Annotated in this window: 16 protein-coding genes; 10 read left to right on the top strand and 6 right to left on the bottom strand. The window is 59.7% G+C overall.

Annotated elements, in window-relative coordinates:
• The first annotated feature begins 147 nt into the window (after positions 1 to 147).
• Positions 148 to 5,019 carry an NEL-type E3 ubiquitin ligase domain-containing protein gene (locus BMX68_RS10085; protein ID WP_256218777.1) on the top strand — a complete coding sequence of 1,624 codons (4,872 nt, stop codon included), beginning with the start codon at positions 148 to 150 and terminating at the stop codon, positions 5,017 to 5,019.
• 20 nt (positions 5,020 to 5,039) lie between these two features.
• On the opposite strand, the gene mnmC is transcribed toward BMX68_RS10085, so the two are convergent.
• A complete protein-coding gene (gene mnmC / locus BMX68_RS10080) occupies positions 5,040 to 7,040 on the bottom strand; it encodes a bifunctional tRNA (5-methylaminomethyl-2-thiouridine)(34)-methyltransferase MnmC2/FAD-dependent 5-carboxymethylaminomethyl-2-thiouridine(34) oxidoreductase MnmC1 (protein WP_026013121.1) in 2,001 nt (666 codons plus the stop codon).
• Between the two features lie 136 nt (positions 7,041 to 7,176).
• Between mnmC and pap the strand changes: the two genes are divergently transcribed.
• Both pap and BMX68_RS10070 read left to right on the top strand, forming a co-directional pair.
• The gene (pap, locus tag BMX68_RS10075) at positions 7,177 to 8,697 is read left to right on the top strand and encodes a polyphosphate:AMP phosphotransferase (RefSeq protein ID WP_017131523.1); all 1,521 of its coding nucleotides are present in this window, start codon (positions 7,177 to 7,179) and stop codon (positions 8,695 to 8,697) included.
• Between the two features lie 204 nt (positions 8,698 to 8,901).
• Positions 8,902 to 9,855, top strand: a complete 954-nt coding sequence (locus tag BMX68_RS10070; protein WP_026013120.1) for a DMT family transporter — start codon at positions 8,902 to 8,904, stop codon at positions 9,853 to 9,855.
• A gap of 20 nt (positions 9,856 to 9,875) precedes the next feature.
• On the opposite strand, the gene BMX68_RS10065 is transcribed toward BMX68_RS10070, so the two are convergent.
• Positions 9,876 to 11,270: a class II fumarate hydratase gene (locus BMX68_RS10065; protein ID WP_017131521.1), complete on the bottom strand. Its 1,395-nt coding sequence runs from the start codon at positions 11,268 to 11,270 to the stop codon at positions 9,876 to 9,878.
• Between the two features lie 193 nt (positions 11,271 to 11,463).
• Between BMX68_RS10065 and BMX68_RS10060 the strand changes: the two genes are divergently transcribed.
• From BMX68_RS10060 to BMX68_RS10030, 7 genes are all read left to right on the top strand, one after another.
• Positions 11,464 to 11,985, top strand: coding sequence for a DUF2059 domain-containing protein (locus tag BMX68_RS10060; RefSeq protein ID WP_017131520.1), 522 nt, complete (start codon positions 11,464 to 11,466; stop codon positions 11,983 to 11,985).
• Positions 11,986 to 11,997: 12 nt separating this feature from the next.
• Positions 11,998 to 12,291, top strand: coding sequence for a BolA family protein (locus tag BMX68_RS10055; RefSeq protein ID WP_017131519.1), 294 nt, complete (start codon positions 11,998 to 12,000; stop codon positions 12,289 to 12,291).
• Between the two features lie 169 nt (positions 12,292 to 12,460).
• On the top strand, positions 12,461 to 13,399 hold the full coding sequence (trhO, locus tag BMX68_RS10050; RefSeq protein ID WP_017131518.1) for an oxygen-dependent tRNA uridine(34) hydroxylase TrhO: 939 nt from the start codon (positions 12,461 to 12,463) through the stop codon (positions 13,397 to 13,399).
• Positions 13,400 to 13,435: 36 nt separating this feature from the next.
• Entirely contained in the window at positions 13,436 to 14,038 is a 603-nt protein-coding gene (locus tag BMX68_RS10045) for a DsbA family protein (protein WP_167375451.1), read from the top strand.
• Positions 14,031 to 15,839: an ABC transporter ATP-binding protein gene (locus tag BMX68_RS10040; RefSeq protein ID WP_017131516.1), complete on the top strand. Its 1,809-nt coding sequence runs from the start codon at positions 14,031 to 14,033 to the stop codon at positions 15,837 to 15,839. The genes BMX68_RS10045 and BMX68_RS10040 overlap by 8 nt, the downstream gene beginning before the upstream one ends.
• Positions 15,840 to 16,050: 211 nt before the next feature.
• Positions 16,051 to 18,510, top strand: a complete 2,460-nt coding sequence (locus tag BMX68_RS10035; protein ID WP_017131515.1) for an EAL domain-containing protein — start codon at positions 16,051 to 16,053, stop codon at positions 18,508 to 18,510.
• A 78-nt stretch (positions 18,511 to 18,588) separates the two neighbouring features.
• The gene (locus BMX68_RS10030) at positions 18,589 to 19,344 is read left to right on the top strand and encodes an iron-containing redox enzyme family protein (protein ID WP_218165943.1); all 756 of its coding nucleotides are present in this window, start codon (positions 18,589 to 18,591) and stop codon (positions 19,342 to 19,344) included.
• Positions 19,345 to 19,551: 207 nt separating this feature from the next.
• On the opposite strand, the gene BMX68_RS10025 is transcribed toward BMX68_RS10030, so the two are convergent.
• The 4 genes from BMX68_RS10025 to BMX68_RS10010 form a co-directional block, all read right to left on the bottom strand.
• Entirely contained in the window at positions 19,552 to 20,292 is a 741-nt protein-coding gene (locus BMX68_RS10025; protein WP_017131513.1) for a YciK family oxidoreductase, read from the bottom strand.
• Between the two features lie 49 nt (positions 20,293 to 20,341).
• Entirely contained in the window at positions 20,342 to 21,013 is a 672-nt protein-coding gene (gene mupP / locus BMX68_RS10020; protein WP_017131512.1) for an N-acetylmuramic acid 6-phosphate phosphatase MupP, read from the bottom strand.
• Between the two features lie 3 nt (positions 21,014 to 21,016).
• Positions 21,017 to 21,715, bottom strand: coding sequence for a bifunctional 2-polyprenyl-6-hydroxyphenol methylase/3-demethylubiquinol 3-O-methyltransferase UbiG (ubiG, locus tag BMX68_RS10015; RefSeq protein WP_017131511.1), 699 nt, complete (start codon positions 21,713 to 21,715; stop codon positions 21,017 to 21,019).
• 66 nt (positions 21,716 to 21,781) lie between these two features.
• Entirely contained in the window at positions 21,782 to 23,113 is a 1,332-nt protein-coding gene (locus BMX68_RS10010) for a TRZ/ATZ family hydrolase (RefSeq protein ID WP_017131510.1), read from the bottom strand.
• Positions 23,114 to 23,149 lie beyond the last annotated feature (36 nt).

Genomic DNA, 23,149 nt, shown 5'->3' with positions numbered 1-23,149 from the left:
GGACCGAGTCCCGCGACCCAGCGCACGGCGTTGTGTAAGGAGCTTGGCGCCAGGCCGATAGGTCGCTGTGGCACCGAGACGCTGGAAGCGATAGTCGCCGCCCTGAAAAGCAGCGGGCGGCGGACTCTTAAAAAAAGGAAATTTGAAATGTCGGCCGTTACCCATTTTGTTCCGTCGGTTCTGAGTGAGCAGAGCTATAACGAAGAGGTGATCAATACCCATGCTCCGCCGTGGTTGCTGGCGGCTCGGCCCGGAGATATCGTGCGTTTGCGCGAAGATCTACGCCGCAGTCAGCTCCTCAAGGAGCAAGTGTCCTTATGGTTCAAGGATCTGAAAAGCATCGAGGATTTTTCTGCGCCTTTGCTGGAGAACGCACTGCACCAGCGATTCGGCCCAGGGTTGGATATTCACCACGGCAAACTGAATGTCGCCAATCGATGGCCCGCGCTGCCGTCGTCTGTCGGGACGGGTTACTTTTTTCCGATGACTTATACCCGTCGCAGCTTACTCGAGGCTGCGCTGCACAACTTCGAAGCGAACGAGCGTCTACCCCCTCTATCCCATGTCAGCCTGGATCGGAATTTGACAATTGCGCCAGAAGTCACCCCACAAGCTTTCATGGAAGTGGTGCGTCGGCTCGATCTGGGAAAACTCTACCAGCAACACCTGTGCGAATTTTTTCATCTCTCCGAGACCCAAGAGACGCTCGAAGAGGAGTCTGATAGCGATGCGTTGCGAATCCAATCGACGATCATGCAACAAAAGAAAGCCGATATGTTGGTGGACGCGCATATCGCCTACCTGAAAAAAGACATCGATGACGCGGCTCGTCAGCAGGTCGGCAGGTTGATCGAGTTGAATGTCACCCTTGTCGCAGAGGGTTCGAGCATGGTGGCCAACGAATTGCAGATGCTCGGTGTGACCTTGTCGGGCATTTGTCTGTTCACGTTGCAGAACACGCCACCGACCGAGCCCGTGAGCATGAAAGATCGGGTACTGGTGCATATTCCCAATGATCCGCTGACGCGCTTCAAGCTCTATGCTTCGCTGGACGCGTTCCAGATGGAGCTACGCCGTCGCCTTTGGCAGCCGGCGTATGAACGCTTTTTTAGCGCTTTTGTCAGCAAGCGGGACTTGCCGGGTTTCCTGTCGCGGTTGAGGAAACTGTTGACCGTTGAGACCCGAGGTGCCGACGGCGCGGTCACAAGGTCCTTGAATCCTGCGGCTGATCTACAGCTAAAGCTGATGCCGCTGGACGATGAATTGTTTTTCCATCTCTATCGACAACAGATCCTGCGGCTTCAGGCGGATGCGCGATATGTGGCCGTGCCGACCGAAGACGTCGACCAGGATGCTCGCGAAGCCTTATACCTGTCTTTGTCGGGGTTGGGCATGACGCTGTTGAACCTGGCCGCTTTCGTCAATCCATGGCTCGGCTTGCTGATGATGGGGGTCGCGGTCGGACAACTGCTGAGTGAGGTCTATGAGGGGTATCAGGATTGGCAGCATGGTGACCGTGATGAGGCGATCACGCACATGATGTCGGTTGCCGAGGACATTGCGACCATGGTCGCAATGGGTGTGGCCATGCATTGGGGAAGTAAGGCGCTCAAGGGCTTTTTCCAGCGACCTTCGAGTTTTTTCGACGACCTGGTGCCGGTCAGATCGAACGATGGTCGCTATCGGTTGTGGCAGAGCGACCTGGGCAGTTATCGTCATGACGTTCCCGATCTTGCGGACAAGGCGCTGGATCATGAGGGGTTTTATCTGGAAGCAGATGCGGGGGAAGGACATCGTTACCTGGATATCGCCGGCGAGCCTTACCGGGCCTATTGGGATCAGTCCATGGGAGCCTGGCGCCTGCGGCATCCGTTGCGTGAGGCGGCCTACGAACCCTTGCTCGAACACAATGGCTCTGGAGCCTGGAGGCTGGCCCATGAATGGCCCTTGCAATGGCACGATCCGGTTTATCTGTTTCGTCGCCTGGGGCCTGATGTGCGTTTGCTGAGCGATGAAAATATCGAGCATATCCTGTTGATTCATCGACTCGACGAATCGATGTTGCGTTGGATGCACGCGAACGATGCGAAGATCCCAGCTCCCTTGCTCGACTCGATACAGCGTTTCAGGTTGGACAACGAGTTGAGTTGGCTGCTCGCGCCTGCCGAGGCGCCCGCGGCGGCCACGGCGCGCTTGTTGGATTTGAAGTTGCAGATTTTGCCTGGCCTCAAGAATTGGCCCCGCGATCACACGATCATGCTCATTGATTCGGCGAACAAACCGCTGGGTGAATATGGGGCGGACCTGACAACGCAACCGCATCGGCTGATGGTGCGGGCCAGCGACCTCGAGGCGGACGGCCTGAGGGGCATTTGGAACAAACTGACGATACAGGATCAGCAGGCATTGCTCAGCCCAGGGGCGTCCACCGAGCAAGTATCGGCACTGCTGGAAGAAGTGCTGCGCCAGCAGGTACGCGAGCAGCGCTTCGCGGTGTTCCAGCGTCTTTACCGTTTGTACTGCGTAACGGATGTCGGGTTGCCGATGAACTTCAGGCAAAGCTTTGCCGATTTACCGAACGGGGTGCTGCGTGAACTCCTAGGACAAACGAGCGATGTGGTGAAAGAGCAATTGGATCGGCGTGATCGCGTGCCTTTGTCGTTGGTTGAAACGGCGAACGAGGGGCGACGTGAAATTCTGCTCAACCACGCGCTGGATACAGGTTTCCTCAAAAGCCAGGGCAGTCTGGATAACGCCAAGTTGCAGTTGCTTATGGCGAAAACAATGAATGGATGGCCATCGGACGTGCTCTGGGAGATTCGTCATGAGCATTTTGATGGTTCGCTGTTGTTCAAGATGGGCACTGACGATTTACCGAGGCGTCGGGTTCTGGTCAGGAGCGCGCGGGGATACCAGGTCTTTGATAACGAGGGCCTGAGCCTGGGGCGATCGCGCGCGCGCCCCGATGCTCTGAGTGGCGCGGTACTGAGTGCTTTGCGGTTGAGCGAGCGTAGTGCCATGGCGATCAAGCTGGATGAGGCCGACCTGCTGCACAAGCAGTTGATGTCCAATTTGGTGGCGCATCCACGTGTCTTGCTCGAAGAGGAGCTTGGCCTACCAGCGCGCAAGCCCGGTTATCGTTCGCCAGCCTGGCGCGATGGCGACACCCAGGGTTGCTTGCGCGTCAGGCGGGGCATCGTCTATGGATCGCGACGTGGCCTGCGGAGAGTGACCCGGCTGTATCCGGACTTGTGCGAGCCGGAGGCGCGCAACTTCCTTTTTTCCATGGGCGAGGATTCGGCGCTGGTCAAAAGCCAATTGGAGGACCTTGAAGATGAACTGCGCAAGTTGCGCTCGACGCTGCTCGACTGGCGAGGGGAACAGGCGACTACTCGCACGCACGCCTGGCTGGGAGGTATCGCCGAAAGCCGTGAGCAGGCTGCCTCGATCATCGAGCGGTGTTGGCGCCGGCAAACCCCCAAAACCTATGACGAGAGTGGTATGGTCATCGGTCGCAGCCTGAGCTTGGCCGGCTTGCGGGTCGGTAGTTTGCCGAGCCTACCCTCCGGGATCAATTTTGATCATGTCACCGAGCTTTCGCTCAATAGCATGGGGCTGGATCGGATTCCCGAAAGTTTTCTCGAGCACTTTCCCAATTTGCGCAAACTGGAATTGAACAATAATCGGCTGGAGTTTCCGCCGAGTGCGATTGCCGATATGAGCCAGCTCAGGGAGCTGTATCTACAGGATAACCGGATCACGCTGAGCCCCGGTTCGGTCAACGTATTGTCGAGCTTGCACAACCTTGAAGTGCTGAACCTGAATGGTAATTTCGATGTCCGTCTGCTGGATGTCAGCCAAATGCCGCACCTGCGTCGCTTGCTGTTGCGCTCAACCGGGATCGATGGTTTGCCCGCAGGGCTGTTGACACGGGTTCGCCTGTACGAAGCGGACCTGCGCGACAACCGCATCGAGAACGTGCCGCAGGGCCTCTACACGGCACCTTCACCGATCAATCGGCGGATCATCCTGCGTAACAATCCCTTTACCGTAGACAACCAGAATCTGTTGGCCGCCTATCGGGAACGCCTTGGAATCAGCTTCGGCATTCCAGATACGGAGCTGGCGCTGGATGACTACAGCGCGCGTCAGCGTTGGCTGACCGACATTGCGGACGGGGAGCGTCGGGACACCCTGCGGGACTTGTGGCACGACTTGAGGCATGAGGAAGGGTCCGAAGAGTTTTTCCTGCTATTGGCGCGTCTGAGCGGCAGTGCCGAGTATCAGAAGATTCGAGCGGATTTGACACGACGCGTCTGGGAGGTGCTGGAGGCCGCGACCAAGGACACGACATTGCGCACTGAATTGTTCGACCTGGCGGCCAATCCGATGACCTGTGTCGACAGCGCGGCGCGAAATTTCAGTCACCTGGAAGTCCGTGTGTTGTTGGCCAGGGCCCGCGTCCTGGCGTCCCGCAGCGACGAACCGACGGAGTTGCTGAAACTGGCACGCGGTCTGTTTCGCCTGGAGCGCATTGATGAGGTGGCCCGGGATCACATCAGGGATCTGTCCGACAGGCCCGAAGCGCCCTCATCGAGTCCTGTCGATGAGGTCGAAGTGAATCTGGCCTACAGGGTCGGTCTGGGGCGTTCCCTGTATTTGCCCGGGCAGCCGAAGGAAATGGTTTTCAGGTCCATTGCCAATGTCACCGAAGAACAGATTCTGGCAGCGCGCAATCGTATCCGGCAAACTGAACATATGCCTGCCTTGAAGACCTTCATTGCTTCGCGCGATTTCTGGATCGACTACCTGAAGAGGAAATATCAGCGCGATTTCATCCGTTTCAACAAACCGTTTCATGATCAGGAGGAACGGTTGCTGAACAATTCCCCGCTGATGCCCAGTGACCAGTACTCTCGACGATTGTCGATATTGATGGAGACCCGCATCGCCGAGGAGAAAATCTTTCTTGAGGCGCTCACCCAGCACGAATTGGATGAGCATCCAGCCTCGCGCTGATGCGCCATGGAAGCGACGGTTTAGGCGTTCGCCCCAGGTTTGCGTTTGCCTCGAACCAGCGCCCGCAGGGCGAAGCGGTTCGCATGACAGGCCTCGGCTACGCCGCGTGGCAGCGCCAGCGGTTCGTTCTCCAGCCAGGCGGCCAGCAGCTCGCCGCAGAGTGGCGCGCTGATCAGGCCGCGCGAGCCATGAGCGCTGTTGATGTAGAGACCCTCGAGCCAGGGGCAGGGCACCTGTGGTACCTGCCGGGCATCCCGGGCCAGGATGCCGTAAGCCTCGGCAAACGCTTTCGGATCGGCCAGCGGACCGACTATCGGAAGATAGTCGGAACTGGTGCAGCGAAAGGCGGCGCGTCCTTGCAACTGCGCCGGGTCCTGCCCGGCGACGTTCAGGCGCGTCGCCAGATCGGGCGAGATGTCCTGTAATAACGCCAGGTTGCCGATGTGTTCGGCAGCGGTCGGCGCCAGGTCGTCGTTCTTGAAGTCGAAGCTGGCCCCCACCGTATGTTCACCCAGGCGTGCCGGCGCGACATAACCTTCGGCGCAGACCACGGTGTTCAACACGGCGCTGTCAGCGGTTTGCGCCAGGCGGGTGATCTGCCCGCGAATGCGCTTGAGCGGCAACGCCGCACCAGCCGCGAAACGTCGCACCTCGGCCGCTCCGGCGAGAATCACCACCGGGGCGTCGCCCAGCAGGGTATTGGCGTCCCAGGCCTGCCATTGCCCCTCGACCTGGCGCAGCTCGACAGCATGACTGTAGGGACGCACGTCAATGTTCGGGTGGTCGGCCTGCCAATGACACAGGGCTGGCGGGTGAACCCAACCGCCTTCCGGGAAAAACAATCCACCGTGTTCAAGCGTCACGCCGGCACGGACTTGCGCTTGGGCCCGATCCAGCACCTGCAGCAACTCCGGGCTGAAGGCAGCAGCCAACTGCGCCTGACGCTCGACTTCCTTCTCGTCGAAGGCCAACTGCAGTACGCCGCAACTGTCCCAATCGAGACCTTTGTGCAACTGTTCGAGCAAACGTCGGGTATACCCGAAGCCGCTGAGAATCAGTTGCGACAGCGCCGTGCCATGGGCCGACAGTTTGAGGTACAGCACGCCCTGGGGGTTGCCAGAGGCTTCCTGAGCCAAGGCCTCGTGGCGTTCCAGCAGGCAGACTCGCCAGCCACGGGCGGCCAGGCTCGCGGCGCTGGCACAACCGGCCAGGCCGCCGCCGATCACCAGGGCGCGGCGTTCGCCGGAGTGGGGAGTTGGGCGAGCAAACCAGGGTTTGGGGGATAGCGGTGCCGGGGCATCCGCCGGCCAGCCGGCGAACTCGCCTCGCAGGATCTCCCACTTACGGCCGATGCCCGGCGTGCGTTTCATCTTGAAGCCGGCCGCGTTCAGCGAGCGCCGGACCCAACCCGTACTGGTAAAGGTGCTGATAGTCGAACCGGGAGCCGCCAGTCGCGCCAGTTCGGCGAACAGCTCGGGGGTCCACATCCCGGGGTTTTTCGCCGGAGCGAAGCCGTCGAGAAACCAAGCGTCGACCTGGGCGTCCAGTTGCGGCAATTGCTCCAGCACATCACCGATCAGCAAGGTCAGGGTGACCCGGCCATTGTCCAGTAGCAGGCGCTGGAAACCGGGATGGATCGCCACGTACTGCTTGAGCAGCGGTGCGGCAAACGCTGCCAGTTCGGGCCAGAGGGCCAGCGCCCGTTGCAGGTCGGCGTGGCTCAGCGGGTACTTTTCGACGCTGACGAAATGCAGCCGCGCACTCGACACCGCGCACTGCTCGAACAGTTGCCAGGCGCAGAGAAAATTCAGCCCGGTGCCGAAACCTGTTTCACCGATCACCAGCCGCCCGTTCGGCTCCAGGGTTTCAAAGCGTTCTTTCAGGCGATTCTGTTCGATAAACACATAACGGGTTTCCTCCAGACCCGAAGCATCGGAAAAATATACATCATCGAACATCCGAGAGTGAGGCAATCCTTGGTCATCCCAGTCGATCTGGGCGTGAGGCGGTACGCGGCTCATGGTGGAACTCGTGAACAAACAGTCGGCCATTCTAGCCGATTGGTCGGGAGTACATTGCAGGGCAAATGTCAGGGACTTACTGACCCTCGGGGCGGTCTGATCCGCTAACCTTGATCAATTCTGGAAGGAGCCCGCCATGTTCGAATCCGCTGAAATCGGTCACGCCATCGACAAAGACACCTTCGACGCCCAGGTGCCCGCCCTGCGCGAAGCCTTGCTCGAAGCTCAGTTCGAATTGCAGCAGCGTAAGCATTTCCCGGTGATTGTGCTGATCAACGGCATCGAGGGCGCCGGCAAGGGCGAGACCGTCAAATTGCTCAACGAATGGATGGACCCGCGGCTGATCGAAGTCCGCACCTTCGATCAGCAGACCGATGAAGAACTGGCCCACCCACCTGCCTGGCGCTACTGGCGGCAGCTCCCGGCCAAGGGGCGGATGGGGGTGTTTTTCGGTAACTGGTACAGCCAGATGCTGCAGGGACGGGTACACGAGCTGTTCAAGGACGCGGTGCTCGACCAGGCCATTGCCGGGGTCGAGCGCCTGGAGCAGATGCTCTGCGATGAAGGCGCGCTGATCTTCAAGTTCTGGTTCCATCTTTCCAAGAAGCAGATGAAAGCCCGGCTCAAGGCCTTGCAGGATGATCCTCTGCACAGCTGGCGCCTCAGCCCGCTGGATTGGCAACAGTCGCAGACCTACGACACCTTTGTGCATTTCGGTGAGCGGGTGCTGCGCCGGACCAGTCGCGATTATGCCCCTTGGCATGTGATCGAAGGCAACGATCCGCACTACCGCAGCCTGACGGTGGGGAAGATTCTCCTCGAAGGTTTGCAGGCGGCGTTGAAGTCCTCTCAGGTGGAACCGCGACCGACTCATACTGCGCCGCTGCCCACGGGTGTCGACTCGATGAGTCTGCTCGCCAGTCTGGACATGACCCTGAGCCTGGAGAAAGCGGATTATGAAGAGCAACTGATCACCGAGCAGGCGCGGCTGTCGGGGCTGATGCGCGACAAGCGCATGCGCAAACACGCCCTTGTCGCGGTGTTCGAGGGCAATGACGCGGCGGGTAAGGGCGGTGCGATCCGCCGTCTGGCCGCCGCTCTCGACCCCCGCCAGTACAGCATCGTGCCGATTGCCGCGCCCAGTGAGGACGAGCGGGCCCAGCCTTATCTGTGGCGCTTCTGGCGGCAGATCCCGGCGCGGGGCAAGTTCACCGTGTTTGACCGTTCCTGGTATGGTCGGGTGCTGGTGGAGCGGGTCGAAGGTTTTTGCCGCACCAGCGACTGGTTGCGCGCTTACGGCGAGATCAACGACTTCGAGGAGCAGTTGAGCAATGCTGGAGTGATCGTGGTGAAGTTCTGGCTGGCCATTGACAAGCAAACCCAACTGGAGCGTTTCCAACAACGCGAAGCGATTCCGTTCAAGCGCTTCAAAATCACCGAGGACGATTGGCGCAATCGTGAGAAGTGGGATCTTTACCGGGCGGCGGTGGATGATATGGTCGACCGTACCAGCACCGAGATCTCGCCGTGGACCCTGGTGGAGGCCAACGACAAGCGCTGGGCACGGGTCAAGGTACTGCGCACGATCAACCAGGCGATAGAGGACGTCTTCGAAAAACGCGACCGGCATGACAAGAAGAGTAAGAAGTCGAAATAGGAGCTAGTGGCCTGTGTGGTGAGTTCTATGAGTCAGTTTCGGTGCTGCAAGCCCCTGGCCGGCGTTGCTGCTCCTCGCCATCGCCCGGTTAGACGGGGCACAGCGCCTGGGCCATGGAATTGTGGTATCCGAACTTGAGCTAACAAACTCACCGTACAGGCCACTAGAATGGCGACCTTAATCTCTCGGCCCATAGGACTTTCCATGCATATTTCATCTGGACGTTGGGGTTATGGAATGTTTCTCGCCTTGTTGACCGCCGTGCTCTGGGGCATCCTGCCCATCAAGCTTAAGCAGGTCTTGCTGGTGATGGACCCGGTGACCGTCACCTGGTGCCGGTTGATCGTCTCCGGCGCTTTGCTGTTCGGCTACCTGACGGCCACGCGGCGCCTGCCGAGCTGGCGCGTGCTGGGCCCGCGAGGCGGCTGGCTGGTGGCGTTGGCGGTGTTCGGCTTGACTGGCAACTATGTGCTGTACTTGATGGGCCTGAACCTGCTCAGTCCCGGCACTACGCAACTGGTGGTGCAAGTGGGGCCGATCTTCCTGCTGATCGCCAGCCTGTTCGTGTTCAAGGAGCGCTTCAGCCTGGGTCAGGGCATTGGGCTGCTGGTGCTGCTGGTCGGTTTCGGGTTGTTCTTCAATCAACGTCTGAGTGAGTTACTGACCTCCCTGGGCGATTACACCGCTGGCGTACTCCTGATAGTGGTGGCTTCGACAGTCTGGACCTTTTACGCGCTGAGCCAGAAGCAGTTGCTGACGGCCTGGAATTCGTTACAAGTGATGATGGTGATCTACCTGTTCTGCGCCTTGCTGCTGACGCCCTGGGCGCACCCTGGCGAAGTCTTGCGGTTGAATCCGCTGCAAAGCTGGCTGCTGCTGGCTTGCTGTCTGAATACGTTGGTCGCCTATGGCGCGTTCGCCGAGGCGCTGGCGCATTGGGAGGCCTCGCGGGTCAGCGCGACCCTGGCGATCACGCCCTTGGTGACCTTTGGCTCGGTGGCGCTGGCGTCCTGGCTCTGGCCGGAATTTGTGCAGGCCGAAGAGATCAACGGTCTGGGCTATGGCGGTGCGGTGTTGGTGGCGGTCGGCTCGGCGCTGGTGGCCCTGGGACCGTCGCTGGTTGCCGGGCTCAAGGCCCGGCACCGGCGAATGGCATAAGCCTGGTGACCCAAGGAGGGTCAGCCGTTCTTGCCCGATTCCAGCATGTTTTCCGGGCGTACCCAAGCGTCGAACTCTTCATCGCTGAGGTAGCCCAGCTCCAGCGCCGCTTCGCGCAGGGTGAGGTTCTCTCCGTAGGCTTTCTTGGCAATTTGTGCTGCCTTGTCGTAGCCGATGTGCGGGTTCAGGGCGGTGACCAGCATCAATCCACGTTCCAGGTGCGCGGCCATCTGCAGCGGGTCCGGCTCCAGCCCGGCGATGCAATGCGCCTGGAAGTTGCGGCAGCCATCTGCCAGCAGGCGGATCGATTGCAGCAGGTTGTGAATGATCACCGGTTTGTACACGTTCAACTGCAGGTGGCCCTGGCTGGCGGCAAAGCCGATGGTCACATCGTTGCCCATGACCTGGCAGGCCAGCATCGACAGTGCTTCACACTGGGTCGGATTGACCTTGCCGGGCATGATCGAACTGCCTGGCTCATTGGCCGGCAACCTGATTTCGGCGAGGCCGGCGCGAGGACCTGAACCCAGCAGGCGCAAGTCGTTGGCGATCTTCATCAGGGCCACGGCCAGGGTCTTCAGGGCGCCGGACAGGCTGGTCAAGGGTTCATGGCCGGCCAGGGCAGCGAACTTGTTCGGCGCGCTGACAAATGGCAAGCCGGCCAGGGCCGCCAACTCGGCGGCGATTGCCTCGGAAAACCCCTGGGGAGCGTTGAGCCCGGTCCCGACCGCCGTCCCGCCCTGGGCCAGCTCGCACACGGCGGGCAGGGTGGCGCGAATGGCCCGCTCGGCATAGTCGAGTTGCGCGATGTAAGCCGAGACCTCCTGGCCAAAAGTGATCGGCGTGGCATCCATCATGTGGGTGCGCCCGGTCTTGACCAGCTTCATATGACGGGCGGCCAGCTCGGCCAGGCCACCCGACAGCTCGGCAATGGCCGGCAGCAATTGCTGATGCACGGCCTGGATCGCAGCGATGTGCATGGCGGTGGGGAAGCAGTCGTTGGAGCTTTGCGAACGATTGACATGATCGTTCGGGTGTACGGGCGATTTGCCGCCGCGGGTGTTGCCGGCCAACTCGTTGGCGCGTCCGGCGATGACTTCGTTCGCGTTCATATTGCTTTGGGTACCGCTGCCGGTCTGCCAGACTGCGAGGGGGAACTGTGTGTCATGTTCGCCGGCCAGCACTTCGTCGGCGGCCTGTTCGATCAGCCGGGCGACGTCGGCGGGCAGGTCGCCGTTGCGGTCGTTGACCCGAGCCGCGGCTTTCTTGATCAGGGCCAAGGCATGCATCACCGCCAGCGGCATCTTTTCCTCGCCAATGGCGAAATTGATCAGTGAACGTTGGGTTTGGGCACCCCAGTAGGCATCTTCCGGGACATTCACCTGGCCAAGGCTGTCGGTTTCGATACGGCTCATTGGGTACACTCCTTAAGGTCTGATAGCGCAGTTTAGGCCCTGATGGGCCAGGTAGGTTCCTTTCACAGGTTTTACCATCATTGGCTCGATGGGTGGCTGTGACAATCGGTGTCGGGGTTGAGTGACACACTTTATTAGGTGCAGAATGTCGCTCTTGGGGTTTTGACCTCGCCTGTTACTTAAAGGAAACTCGATGACTCGCCTTCGTGCCCTCTGTACCGCGGTTGCTCTGGTATGCGCCAGCGGCCAGGTTTTCGCCGATACCGCCAGCCACAACGCCAGTGCCGAAGCTTTCCTGACGCTGGCCCATGCCGATAAGCTCGGCACCCCGGTCTACCAGCAAGTGCAGCAAATGTTCGCCCAACGCTTTGCCCAGACCCAGGCGCCGGACTCGAAAAAGCCGCTGCTCGATACCTACCAGGCCAAAGCCAACGCCGCCCTGGATCAGGCCATTGGTTGGAACAAGCTTAAGCCTGACATGGTCAAGCTCTACACCAGTAACTTCAGCGAGTCCGAACTCAAGGATCTGGTAGCGTTCTATCAGTCGCCGCTGGGCAAGAAGGTTCTGGAAAAAATGCCGCAACTGACCCAGCAATCGGCGCAAATGACCCAGGCCAAGCTGGAAAGCGCGGTGCCGGTGGTCAACAAGCTGCTGGAAGACATGACCAATGAGCTGGCTCCGGCCAAGGCACCGGCCCCAGCGAAGAAGAAGTAAGCGGAGTCTGTAATGACCATGCAACAACGTATCGAAACCGCCTTGGCCGCCTTGCACCCCGAGCACCTACAGGTGCTGGATGAAAGCCATATGCACAGCCGTGGGCTGCAGACCCATTTCAAGGCGGTGCTGGTCTGCGAGCAGTTTGCCGGGTTGAACAGCGTCAAGCGCCACCAGCAGGTCTACGCCACGCTGGGCGACTTGATGGGGCAGTTCCATGCGTTGGCCTTGCATACCTATACCCCTGAAGAATGGGTGAAAATCGGTGCGGCGCCGGCTTCGCCGACCTGTGCTGGCGGCCACTAGCGCGCAAGGCCGGATCAGGCCAAAGCAGGCAAGCAAGCGCGGTTGATGGGTTGTCAATGAGCATTGCGAGTCTGTTTTTTGCTAGAATTTGCCACGCGCCGCTTAGTCGGCGCGTTTTTTTGCGTCCGGTTCGCCCTTTGCGAGGGCAGCCACCTGGAGAGAAATACCCATGACCCAACCTATCGTCGTGGCGGCATTGTACAAGTTCGTCACCCTCGAAGATTACGTCGCGTTGCGCGAGCCATTGTTGCAGGCGATGGTCGATAACGGCATCAAGGGCACTTTGCTGATCGCCGAGGAAGGCATCAACGGCACCGTGTCCGGTAGCCGCGAAGGCATCGACGGGCTAATGGCCTGGCTGAAGAACGATCCGCGCATGGTGGATATCGACCACAAAGAATCCTATTGCGACGATCAGCCGTTCTATCGAACCAAGGTCAAGCTGAAGAAGGAAATCGTTACCCTGGGCGTCGAAGGCGTGGACCCCAACAAGCAGGTGGGCACCTATGTCGATCCTCGGGACTGGAACGCCTTGATTGCCGATCCACAAGTGCTGCTGATCGATACCCGCAACGATTACGAGGTTTCGATCGGCACCTTCGAAGGCGCCATCGACCCGAAAACCACCAGTTTTCGCGAGTTTCCCGACTACGTCAGAGCCCACTTCGATCCGGCCAGACACAAGAAAATCGCCATGTTCTGCACCGGCGGCATCCGTTGCGAGAAGGCTTCGAGCTATATGCTCGGCCAGGGCTTCGACGAGGTCTACCACCTCAAGGGCGGGATCCTGAAGTACCTCGAAGAAGTGCCTGAGGAAGAAAGTCGCTGGCGCGGCGACTGCTTTGTGTTCGATAACCGTGTGACCGTTCGTCATGACCTGAGCGAAGGCGACTATGATCAGTGCCACGCCTGTCGTACCCCGGTGAGCGTCGAAGACCGTGCGTCGGAACATTATGTGGCCGGCATCAGTTGTCCGCGTTGCTGGGACACACTGAGCGAGAAGACCCGCCGCAGTGCCATCGATCGGCAGAAGCAGATCGAGCTGGCAAAAGCGCGCAACCAACCTCACCCGATCGGTTACAACTATCGCCAACCTTCCGAGGTCTGAATCATGTCCGCGCGCCTGCTCTACGTGATGGATCCAATGTGCTCCTGGTGCTGGGGGTTTGCCCCGGTGGCCGAGGCCCTGGTCGAGCAGGCGCGAGCTGCCGGGGTTGAGCTGCACCTGGTGATGGGCGGCTTGCGCACCGGTAGTGGCGCGCCCCTGGAGCCGAGCACCCGGCGTTATATCCTTGAGCACTGGCAGACGGTCACCGAAGTCACCGGGCAGCCTTTTCGGTTCGAAGGCGCCTTGCCCGATGGTTTTGTCTATGACACTGAGCCTGCGTGTCGGGCGGTGATCACCGCGCGCAGCCTGGCGGCGGATCGCGCTTGGCGTCTGGTCGGATTGATCCAGCGGGCTTTCTACGTGGAAGGACGGGATGTCACCCAAGCCAGCGTGCTGGTGGAACTGGCCGAAGCGGCCGGCGTGCCGCGTATCGAGTTCGCCGAGGCCTTCGACAAGTCCGAGCAGCATGCGGCCACGGCGGCTGATTTTAGCTGGGTCCAGGATCTCGGCATTGCCGGTTTCCCGACGCTGCTGGCCGAGCGCAATGGCCAGCTGGCGCTGTTGACCAACGGCTACCAGCCCCTTTGCGAGTTGTCACCGCTGCTCGGCCGTTGGCTGGAGCGCGCGGCCTGTGCCTGATCCCGAACCTGCGCAACAACCTTCAGATCGCCTGAGCTGGGCGCAGATCCGGCGCCTGGCGCTACAGCATAAAAAATCCCTATGGGTTGCCAACGCCGTCGCGGTAATGGCGACCTTGTGTAGTGTACCGATCCCGCTGTTGCTCCCGTTGCTGGTGGATGAGGTGCTGCTCAAGCATGGCGACGCGGCGTTGCGGGTGATGAACCACGTGCTACCTGCTGGCCTGCAGAGTGCAGTCGGTTATATCGGTCTGATGCTGCTGATAACCCTGTGCCTACGTTGTGGCGCGTTGCTGTTCAATGTCCTCCAGGCCCGACTGTTTGCCGGGTTGGCCAAGGATATTGTCTATCGTATCCGTATCCGCCTGATCGAACGCCTGAAATGGATTTCCCTGGGCGAATATGAAAGCCTCGGCAGTGGCACGGTAACGACTCACCTGGTCACCGACCTGGATACCCTCGACAAGTTTGCCGGAGAGACCCTGAGCCGCTTCCTGGTGGCCACGCTGACGCTGGTTGGCACCTCCGGCATCCTGCTGTGGATGCACTGGAAGTTGGCGCTGCTGATTCTGCTGTTCAACCCGTTGGTCATCTACTTCACCGTGCAGTTGGGCAAGCGCGTCAAGCACTTGAAAAAACTGGAAAACGACAGTACCTCGCGGTTTACCCAGGCGCTGACGGAAACCCTCGATGCCATCCAGGAAGTGCGCGCGGGTAATCGCCAGGGCTTTTTCCTCGGGCGCCTCGGGCTGCGGGCTCGAGAAGTGCGTGACTATGCCGTGGCCTCTCAGTGGAAAAGCGATGCATCGGGGCGGGCCAGCGGCCTGCTGTTCCAGTTCGGCATCGATATCTTTCGCGCCGCGGCCATGCTCACCGTGTTGTTTTCGGACTTGTCGATTGGCCAGATGCTCGCCGTGTTCAGCTATCTATGGTTCATGATCGGTCCGGTGGAGCAACTGCTCAACCTGCAATACGCCTACTATGCGGCTGGAGGGGCGCTGACGCGGATCAACGAATTGCTGGCGCGTGACGACGAGCCGCGCTACCCCGGTAGCGCCGATCCGTTTGTCGGACGCGAAACGGTCGGGATAGAGGTGCGTGGGCTAAGTTTTGCGTATGGCCAGGAGCCGGTTCTCGATCAACTGGATCTGTCCATCGCTCCCGGTGAAAAGGTCGCAATCGTCGGTGCCAGCGGGGGCGGTAAGAGCACCCTGGTGCAATTGCTGCTCGGCCTCTATACGCCGCAGTCCGGGAGCATTCGTTTTGGCGGCTTGTCCCAGGCCGAGATCGGCCTGGAGACTGTGCGCGAGAACGTGGCCGTGGTATTGCAGCACCCGGCGCTGTTCAATGACACAGTCCGCGCCAATCTCACCATGGGCCGCGACCGCAGTGATCAAGCCTGCTGGCGAGCTCTGGAAATCGCCCAGCTCGAAAGTACGATCAGCGTTTTGCCCCAGGGCCTGGACAGCATTGTCGGGCGTTCCGGTGTGCGCTTGTCCGGTGGTCAGCGGCAGCGCCTGGCAATTGCCCGGATGGTATTGGCCGAACCCAAGGTGGTCATTCTCGACGAGGCGACCTCGGCGCTGGATGCTGCCACCGAGTACAATCTGCATCAGGCCCTGAGCCAGTTTCTCCGTGGCCGCACTACATTGATCATCGCCCATCGCCTGTCGGCGGTAAAACAGGCCGATCGAATACTGGTGTTCGATGGCGGACGAATCGCCGAAGATGGCGACCATCAGCAACTGATTGCCGAGGATGGTCTGTACGCTAAGCTTTACGGGCACTTGCAGAAAATTTGAGGGTCTTGAGCTTTTTCAATTTCATGCGCTTAGTGGTTGAATTGATTGAAAGAAATCATTTTCTTCCTCTCGCGTGGGAGCGGTGCGTCAGCTTTGGTGATTTCGAGTGGATCAACGATCCATTCGAGATGCCGAAAAGTAGCCTAGTCTGTGCTATCAGAAATGGATCTCTCTCGGCAGTCCATCTGGCTGTGCTGATGCAAGGGAACTCATGAAGCGCAAGCAAACTCTCGGAACGCCTCGGTTGTTGGGTATCGTCTGGCCCTTTATCGCCGTCGTGCTGTTTCAGGCATTGCTGGGGTGTCTCAGCCTCTATGTGCTTTCAGCCGTGCGTGGCTACGTGGCTGGCGAAAGCCTTTGGTCAAAGGGCCAGAAGGACGCGATCTATTATCTCAACCTGTATGCCGACAGCCGCGACGAGGCCATTTTCCTCAAGTACCAGCAGGCGATTGCCGTGCCTCAGGGCGGTCATGAGCTGCGTATTGCGCTGGATGCGCCGACACCGGATCTGAAGGCGGCGCGTCGGGGTATCCTGAAAGGCGGCAATCACCCGGATGACGTCTCCAGCCTGATCTGGCTGTACCTCAATTTCCGCCATTTCAGTTATCTCGAACAGGCCATCGAAAAGTGGACGATGGGTGATGGTTATCTGGTGCTGTTAGATGAAGTTGCCCAGCAGATGCACCAGGCGATTTCCAGCAAAATGGCCACTACCTCCGATATCCAGCACTGGAAAAGCCAGATATTCGCCATCAACGATGGTGTGACACCGGGTGCGAAGGCTTTCAGCGATGCCCTCGGCGAAGGCTCACGAGTCATCCTGCGACTGTTGTTGATCACCAACCTCACCACAGCTTTGGGGCTGATCATCCTGGCCCTGCTACGCACGCACAAGCTGCTGGCCCAGCGCCATGCCTTTGCCGACGCCTTGCAACTGGAAAAGGAGCGGGCGCAGATCACCTTGGAGTCCATCGGCGACGGAGTCATCACCACTGATGTCGAGGGCGCCATTGCCTATATGAACCCTGCGGCGGAGCAGTTGACCCACTGGAAGGCCGGCCATGCTTATGGGCTGCCTCTGTCGGCACTATTTACCCTGCTGGACGAAAATGCCCAGGAGGAAGGCTTTACGCTGATCGAGCATATTCTCGGCGGGCAATTGGGCGGTGGTAGCGAGCACTCTAAGCTGATCCAGCGACTGGACGGCAGCACCGTGTCGGTGACGTTGGTGGGCGCGCCGATCCGCAATGCCGGCAAAGTCAGTGGTGCGGTGCTGGTATTGCATGACATGACTCAGGAGCGGCAATACATTGCCAATCTGTCCTGGCAGGCCACCCATGATGCCTTGACCGGCTTGGCCAACCGTCGCGAGTTCGAATACCGGCTGGAACAGGCGCTGCATAACCTGGGGCGCCAGCCGGCCCGTCACGCCTTGATGTTCCTCGACCTGGATCAGTTCAAGTTGGTCAATGACACCTGTGGGCATGCCGCCGGTGATGAGTTGCTCCGGCATATCTGTGCATTGTTGCAATCCGGTTTGCGCGAAGGCGATACGCTGGCGCGTCTGGGCGGTGATGAGTTCGGAATTTTGCTGGAGAATTGCCCTTCAGACGCTTCTGAAAAAATCGCGGAAGGATTACGCCAGACTGTGCAGAACCTGCACTTTGTCTGGAAAGGGCGACCCTTTGTCACGACGGTCAGTATTGGTTTGGTGCATATCCATCAGACTCCCGCGACGCTCGAGTCCTCCCTGCGCGCAGCGGATATGGCGTGCTACATGGCCAAGGAAAAAGGTCGTAATCGGGTTCAGGTGTATCACGCGGACGATTCGGAGTTGTCCTTGCGCTTCGGTGAAATGGCCTGGGTCCAGCGTCTGCACATGGCCTTGGAAGAGGATCGTTTTTGCCTGTACTCGCAGGAAATTTCCGCGCTGGGTCAGACCGATCACGCAGGGGGGCACGTAGAAATCCTGCTGAGATTACATGATGAGGCGGGGCGGATGATCCTGCCCGACAGCTTTATTCCGGCGGCCGAGCGCTACGGATTGATGAGCCAACTGGACCGCTGGGTGGTGCGAAACGTATTCAAGGTGGTCGCCCAATGCATTGCTCTGGCGGGTGAGGAGCCCATGGCGATGTGTGCGATCAATCTGTCAGGCACCACCATCGGCGACGAGAACTTTTTGGGCTTTCTTTATGAGCAATTTGCCCTGCACGGCATTCCGCCGCAGTTGATCTGTTTTGAAATCACCGAAACCAGTGCTATTTCCAATCTCGGGAGCGCCATTCGTTTTATCAATGAGCTCAAAGGATTAGGCTGTCACTTCTCCCTGGATGACTTTTGCGCGGGTATGTCCTCATTCGCTTATCTTAAACATTTGCCTGTAGACTTCCTGAAGATCGATGGAAGTTTCGTAAAGGATATGCTGGACGACCCGATTAACCGCGCCATGGTCGAAGTGATCAACCACATCGGCCATGTCATGGGGAAGCGAACCATTGCAGAGTTTGTTGAAACACCGCAGATCGAGCAGGCATTGCTGGAGATCGGTGTCGATTATGCTCAGGGCTATGTGATCGAACGCCCGCAGTTGTTCACGTGCGACACGCTGTTGTGTCGTCCCGCGCGACCTCGACCGTTGTTGTTCAGGGCGCCTGGCACGTTCCGCTGAAACCTTCGCAGGTCTGCACAATCACCACTCAAAAGGAGCTCGACAGTGATCGACACATTCAGCAGAACCGGCCCGCTTATGGAGGCCTCCAGCTACCCCGCATGGGCACAGCAGCTTATTCGGGATTGTAGCGAGAGCAAGCGCCGGGTTGTCGAACATGAACTTTACCAACGGATGCGCGACAACAGGTTGAGCGCGAAAACCATGCGTCAATACCTGATTGGCGGCTGGCCGGTAGTAGAACAGTTTGCGCTGTACATGGCCCAGAATCTCACCAAGACACGCTTTGCTCGCCACCCTGGCGAGGATATGGCGCGCCGTTGGCTGATGCGCAATATTCGCGTGGAGTTGAACCATGCCGATTACTGGGTGCACTGGAGCCGCGCCCATGGTGTCACGCTTGAAGAGCTGCAGGCGCAACAGGTTGCCCCTGAGCTACATGCGTTGAGCCATTGGTGCTGGCATACCAGCTCCGCGGATTCGCTGGTGGTAGCCATCGCCGCGACCAACTACGCGATCGAAGGGGCTACTGGCGAGTGGTCGGCGCTGGTCTGCTCCACCGGCGTCTATGCGGCGGCGTTCCCTGAAGAGGATCGCAAGCGGGCGATGAAATGGCTGAAGATGCATGCCCAGTATGACGATGCTCATCCGTGGGAGGCGTTGGAGATCGTCTGTACCCTGGCGGGCATGAACCCGAGCAAGGCACTCCAGGTCGAACTGCGCCAGGCTGTCTGTAAGAGCTACGACTACATGTACCTGTTCCTGGAGCGTTGCATGCAGTTGGAAAAGACCTCGCTTGTCCGTGAGCGCCAGCTAGAACTCGCTGAAGGTTAAGTAATGGGTTGCAACCTCTACGCTTGGCGACAGACAAGGCGCTTTGTGCGCGTCGTAGAAGGCATAATGTCGACTTCCTCGCCATAGCGAAACACCGGTCGATATTACGCAGACAGCTCTTGATCGAGACAGCGACGACCTTGAGCAGCTGGTCGCCAGCGATGCTCGCCGTGGCGGTATTGCGCCACGGCGCATTAAGGTGGGGGGTTACTGGGCGTTAAAGGCCTGGCCATTGATGCCGGTGCTGTCCGGGCCCATCAGGTACAGGTAGACCGGCATGATTTCTTCCGGCGTCGGGTTGTTCTCTGGATTTTCTCCCGGATAGGCCTGGGCGCGCATGCTGGTGCGGGTGGCGCCGGGGTTGATGCTGTTGGCGCGTACCGGCGCGACGGTTTCGAGTTCGTCGGCCAAGGTCTGCATCAGGCCCTCGGTGGCGAATTTGGACACTCCATAGGCGCCCCAGTAGGCACGGCCTTTGCGGCCGACACTGCTGGAGGTGAAAATCACCGAGGCGTCCTGGGACAGCTTGAGCAGTGGCACCAGCGTGCTGGTCAGCATGAACATAGCGTTGACGTTGACCTGCATGACCCGCATGAAATTTTCGCCCGAGAGCTGCTCGAGCGGCGTGCGTGGACCGATGATCGAGGCGTTGTGGAGCAGGCCGTCGAGGTGGCCGAACTCGGTTTCGATCATCGCCGCCAGCTCGTCGTACTGGTGCGGCAGGGCGGTTTCCAGATTGAACGGAATTACCACCGGTTGTGGATGGCCAGCAGCTTCGATTTGGTCATAGACCTGGGTCAGATTGGCTTCGGTCTTGCCCAGCAGCAGCACAGTGGCGCCGTGGGCGGCATAGGTCCTGGCAGCGGCTGCGCCGATGCCGCGACCGGCACCGGTGACCAGAATCAGCCGATCCTTGAGCAATTCGGGGCGAGCGGAATAATCAAACATGGCTAAACCTCAACAAATGTAAGACGGTACTGTGAATGAGCCGGGTGGCTCAGCAACTGCACAGTGCGTTATCCAGAAGGCGGCGTAGCTGCAACGGATGATCCACCACGATATCGGCGCCCCAGTGATCGGGGTTGTCGTGCGGGTGGATATAACCGTAGCGCACGGCGGCGGTCCGGGTTCCGGCGGCGCGCCCCGATTCGATATCGCGCAGATCATCGCCGACGAACAGGACGCTGGCAGGTTCCAGGTTGAGCATCTTGCAGGCCAGGATCAGCGGCTCCGGATCGGGTTTGCTGTTTTTCACATGGTCCGGGCAGATCAGCAGGGCCGAGCGCTCAGCCAGACCGAGTTGGCGCATGATCGGCTCGGCGAAGCGCAAGGGCTTGTTGGTGACCACGCCCCAGAGCAGATTGGCTTTCTCGATGTCGGCGAGCAATTGATCCATGCCGTCGAATAACTTGCTGTGGACGGCACAGGCCTTCAGGTAACGCCCCAGGAACTCCTGGCGCAGCTCCTCGAAACCCGGCGATTCGGGGTCCATCATAAAGGTCGCCGCGACCATCGCGCGGGCGCCACCGGAAATTTCGTCACGGATCAGCTTGTCGGCAATCGGCGCCAGCCCGCGATCAGCCAGCATGGTCTGGCAGATGGCGATAAAGTCCGGGGCGGTATCGAGCAGGGTACCGTCCATGTCGAAGAGAACCGCTCTCAAACGCATCGATCATTCCTCACGCAGGGTCTGGATCATGTAGTTCACCGCCACGTCGGAGGCCAGCTTGTAGTGCTTGGTCAATGGGTTGTAGGTCAGGCCGATGATGTCCTTGACCGACAGGCCGGCGTCGCGACTCCAGGCACCCAGCTCGGAAGGGCGGATGAATTTCTTGAAATCATGAGTGCCGCGTGGCAGCAGGCCCATGATGTATTCGGCGCCGACGATGGCGAATAGATAGGCCTTCGGATTGCGGTTGATGGTGGAGAAGAACACCTGGCCACCGGGCTTGACCATGCGATAGCAGGCACGAATCACCGACGAGGGGTCGGGCACGTGCTCAAGCATTTCCAGGCAGGTGACCACGTCGAACCGTTCGGGCATTTCCTCGGCCAAGGCCTCGGCGGTGATTTGCCGGTACTCGACGCTGACACCCGATTCCAGTTGATGCAACTGGGCCACGGCCAGGGGCGCTTCGCCCATGTCGATGCCCATGACCGTAGCGCCGCGCTGGGCCATGGCTTCGCTGAGAATGCCGCCGCCGCAACCGACATCGAGGACGTTCTTGCCGGCGAGCTTGACCCGCTCGTCGATCCAGTTGACCCGCAGCGGGTTGATGTCGTGCAGCGGTTTGAACTCGCTTTCACGGTCCCACCAGCGATGGGCGAGGGCTTCGAATTTGGCGATTTCGGCGTGGTCGACGTTGCTCATGGGGCTATCCTCTAAAAACTTGAAAACCAGGGTGGTCCGGGGCTTTTCTGGCCCAGGATGATCAAATCAGTGCACATGCCCGCCGATACGCCGACCCCAGGCCTGGGCCGTGGCGCTCAGTCGTTGTTCATCCAAGCGGGTCAGGCGCCGATCGTCGAGCAGTTGCTTGCCGCCCACCCACAGGTGTTGCACGCAATCGCGACCGCTGGCGTAGACCAGGGTGGAAACCGGATCATAGACCGGTTGTTGGGTCAGGCCCGAAAGGTCGAAGGCGACAATATCCGCAGCCTTGCCCACTTCCAGTGTGCCGATTTCACTCTCCTGGCCCAACGCGCGCGCGCCGTTGAGGGTGGCCATGCGCAGGGCGCGATGGGCATCCAGGGCGCTGGCGGAGCCGGCAACGGCCTTGGCCAGCAGGGCAGCGGTACGGGTTTCTCCCAGCAGGTCGAGGTCATTGTTGCTGGCCGCGCCATCGGTGCCTATTGCCACATTGACGCCGGCCTGCCACAGGCGTTCCACCGGGCAGAAACCGCTGGCCAGTTTAAGGTTCGATTCCGGGCAGTGGATCACGCTGGTGTTGCTTTCTACCAACAAGGCCAGGTCTTCATCGCTTATCTGAGTCATGTGCACGGCCTGGAAACGCGGTCCCAGCAAGCCTAGGCGAGCCAGGCGGGCCAGTGGCCGTTCGTCGTTCTGGTCCATCGCTTGCTGGACCTCAAAGGCCGTCTCATGCACATGCATATGGATAGCGATGTCGAGTTCTTCGGCAATGACGCGGATTTTTTCCAGATTATTGTCGCCAACGGTATAGGGTGCATGGGGTCCGAGGGCTATCTTGATACGGGGATGATGCTTGAGATCGCCGAACAGTTCGATGGCCTGGCGCAGGGACTCGTCGCTGCTGGTCGCGCCAGGGATCGGGAAGTCGAGGATCGGCACGGCGATCTGGGCGCGTATCCCGCTGCGATGTACACATTCACTGGCGACTTTCGGGAAGAAGTACATGTCCGAGAAACAACTGATACCGCCCTTGAGCTGTTCGGCAATGGCCAGGTCGGTGCCGTCGCGGACGAACGTTTCGTCGACCCATTTGCCCTCTGCGGGCCATATATGTTGTTCCAGCCAGGTCATCAACGGCAGGTCGTCGGCCAAGCCGCGAAACAGCGTCATGGCGGCGTGACCATGGGCATTTACCAAGCCTGGCGTGAGCAGCGCCCCCGGCAGCTCGCGAACTTCGCCAGCGGTGAGTTTCAAGGCCTCGGACCGGGGGCCGATAAAGACGATACGCCCATCGCGGATACCCAGGCCGTGCTCCTTGAGGACCACCCCGGCGGGTTCGACAGGCACCAACCAGGTGGGCAACAACAGCAAGTCGAGCGGCGCGGCGATGTTCGGCATCGAGGAGGGCTTCCAGGCTTTACATAAAAGGACAGC

The sequence above is a fragment of the Pseudomonas agarici genome, from assembly GCF_900109755.1.
GTDB lineage: Bacteria > Pseudomonadota > Gammaproteobacteria > Pseudomonadales > Pseudomonadaceae > Aquipseudomonas > Aquipseudomonas agarici.
The sequence above is the reverse complement of the archived record's forward strand: the minus strand, read 5'-3'. Positions and strand labels throughout refer to the sequence as shown.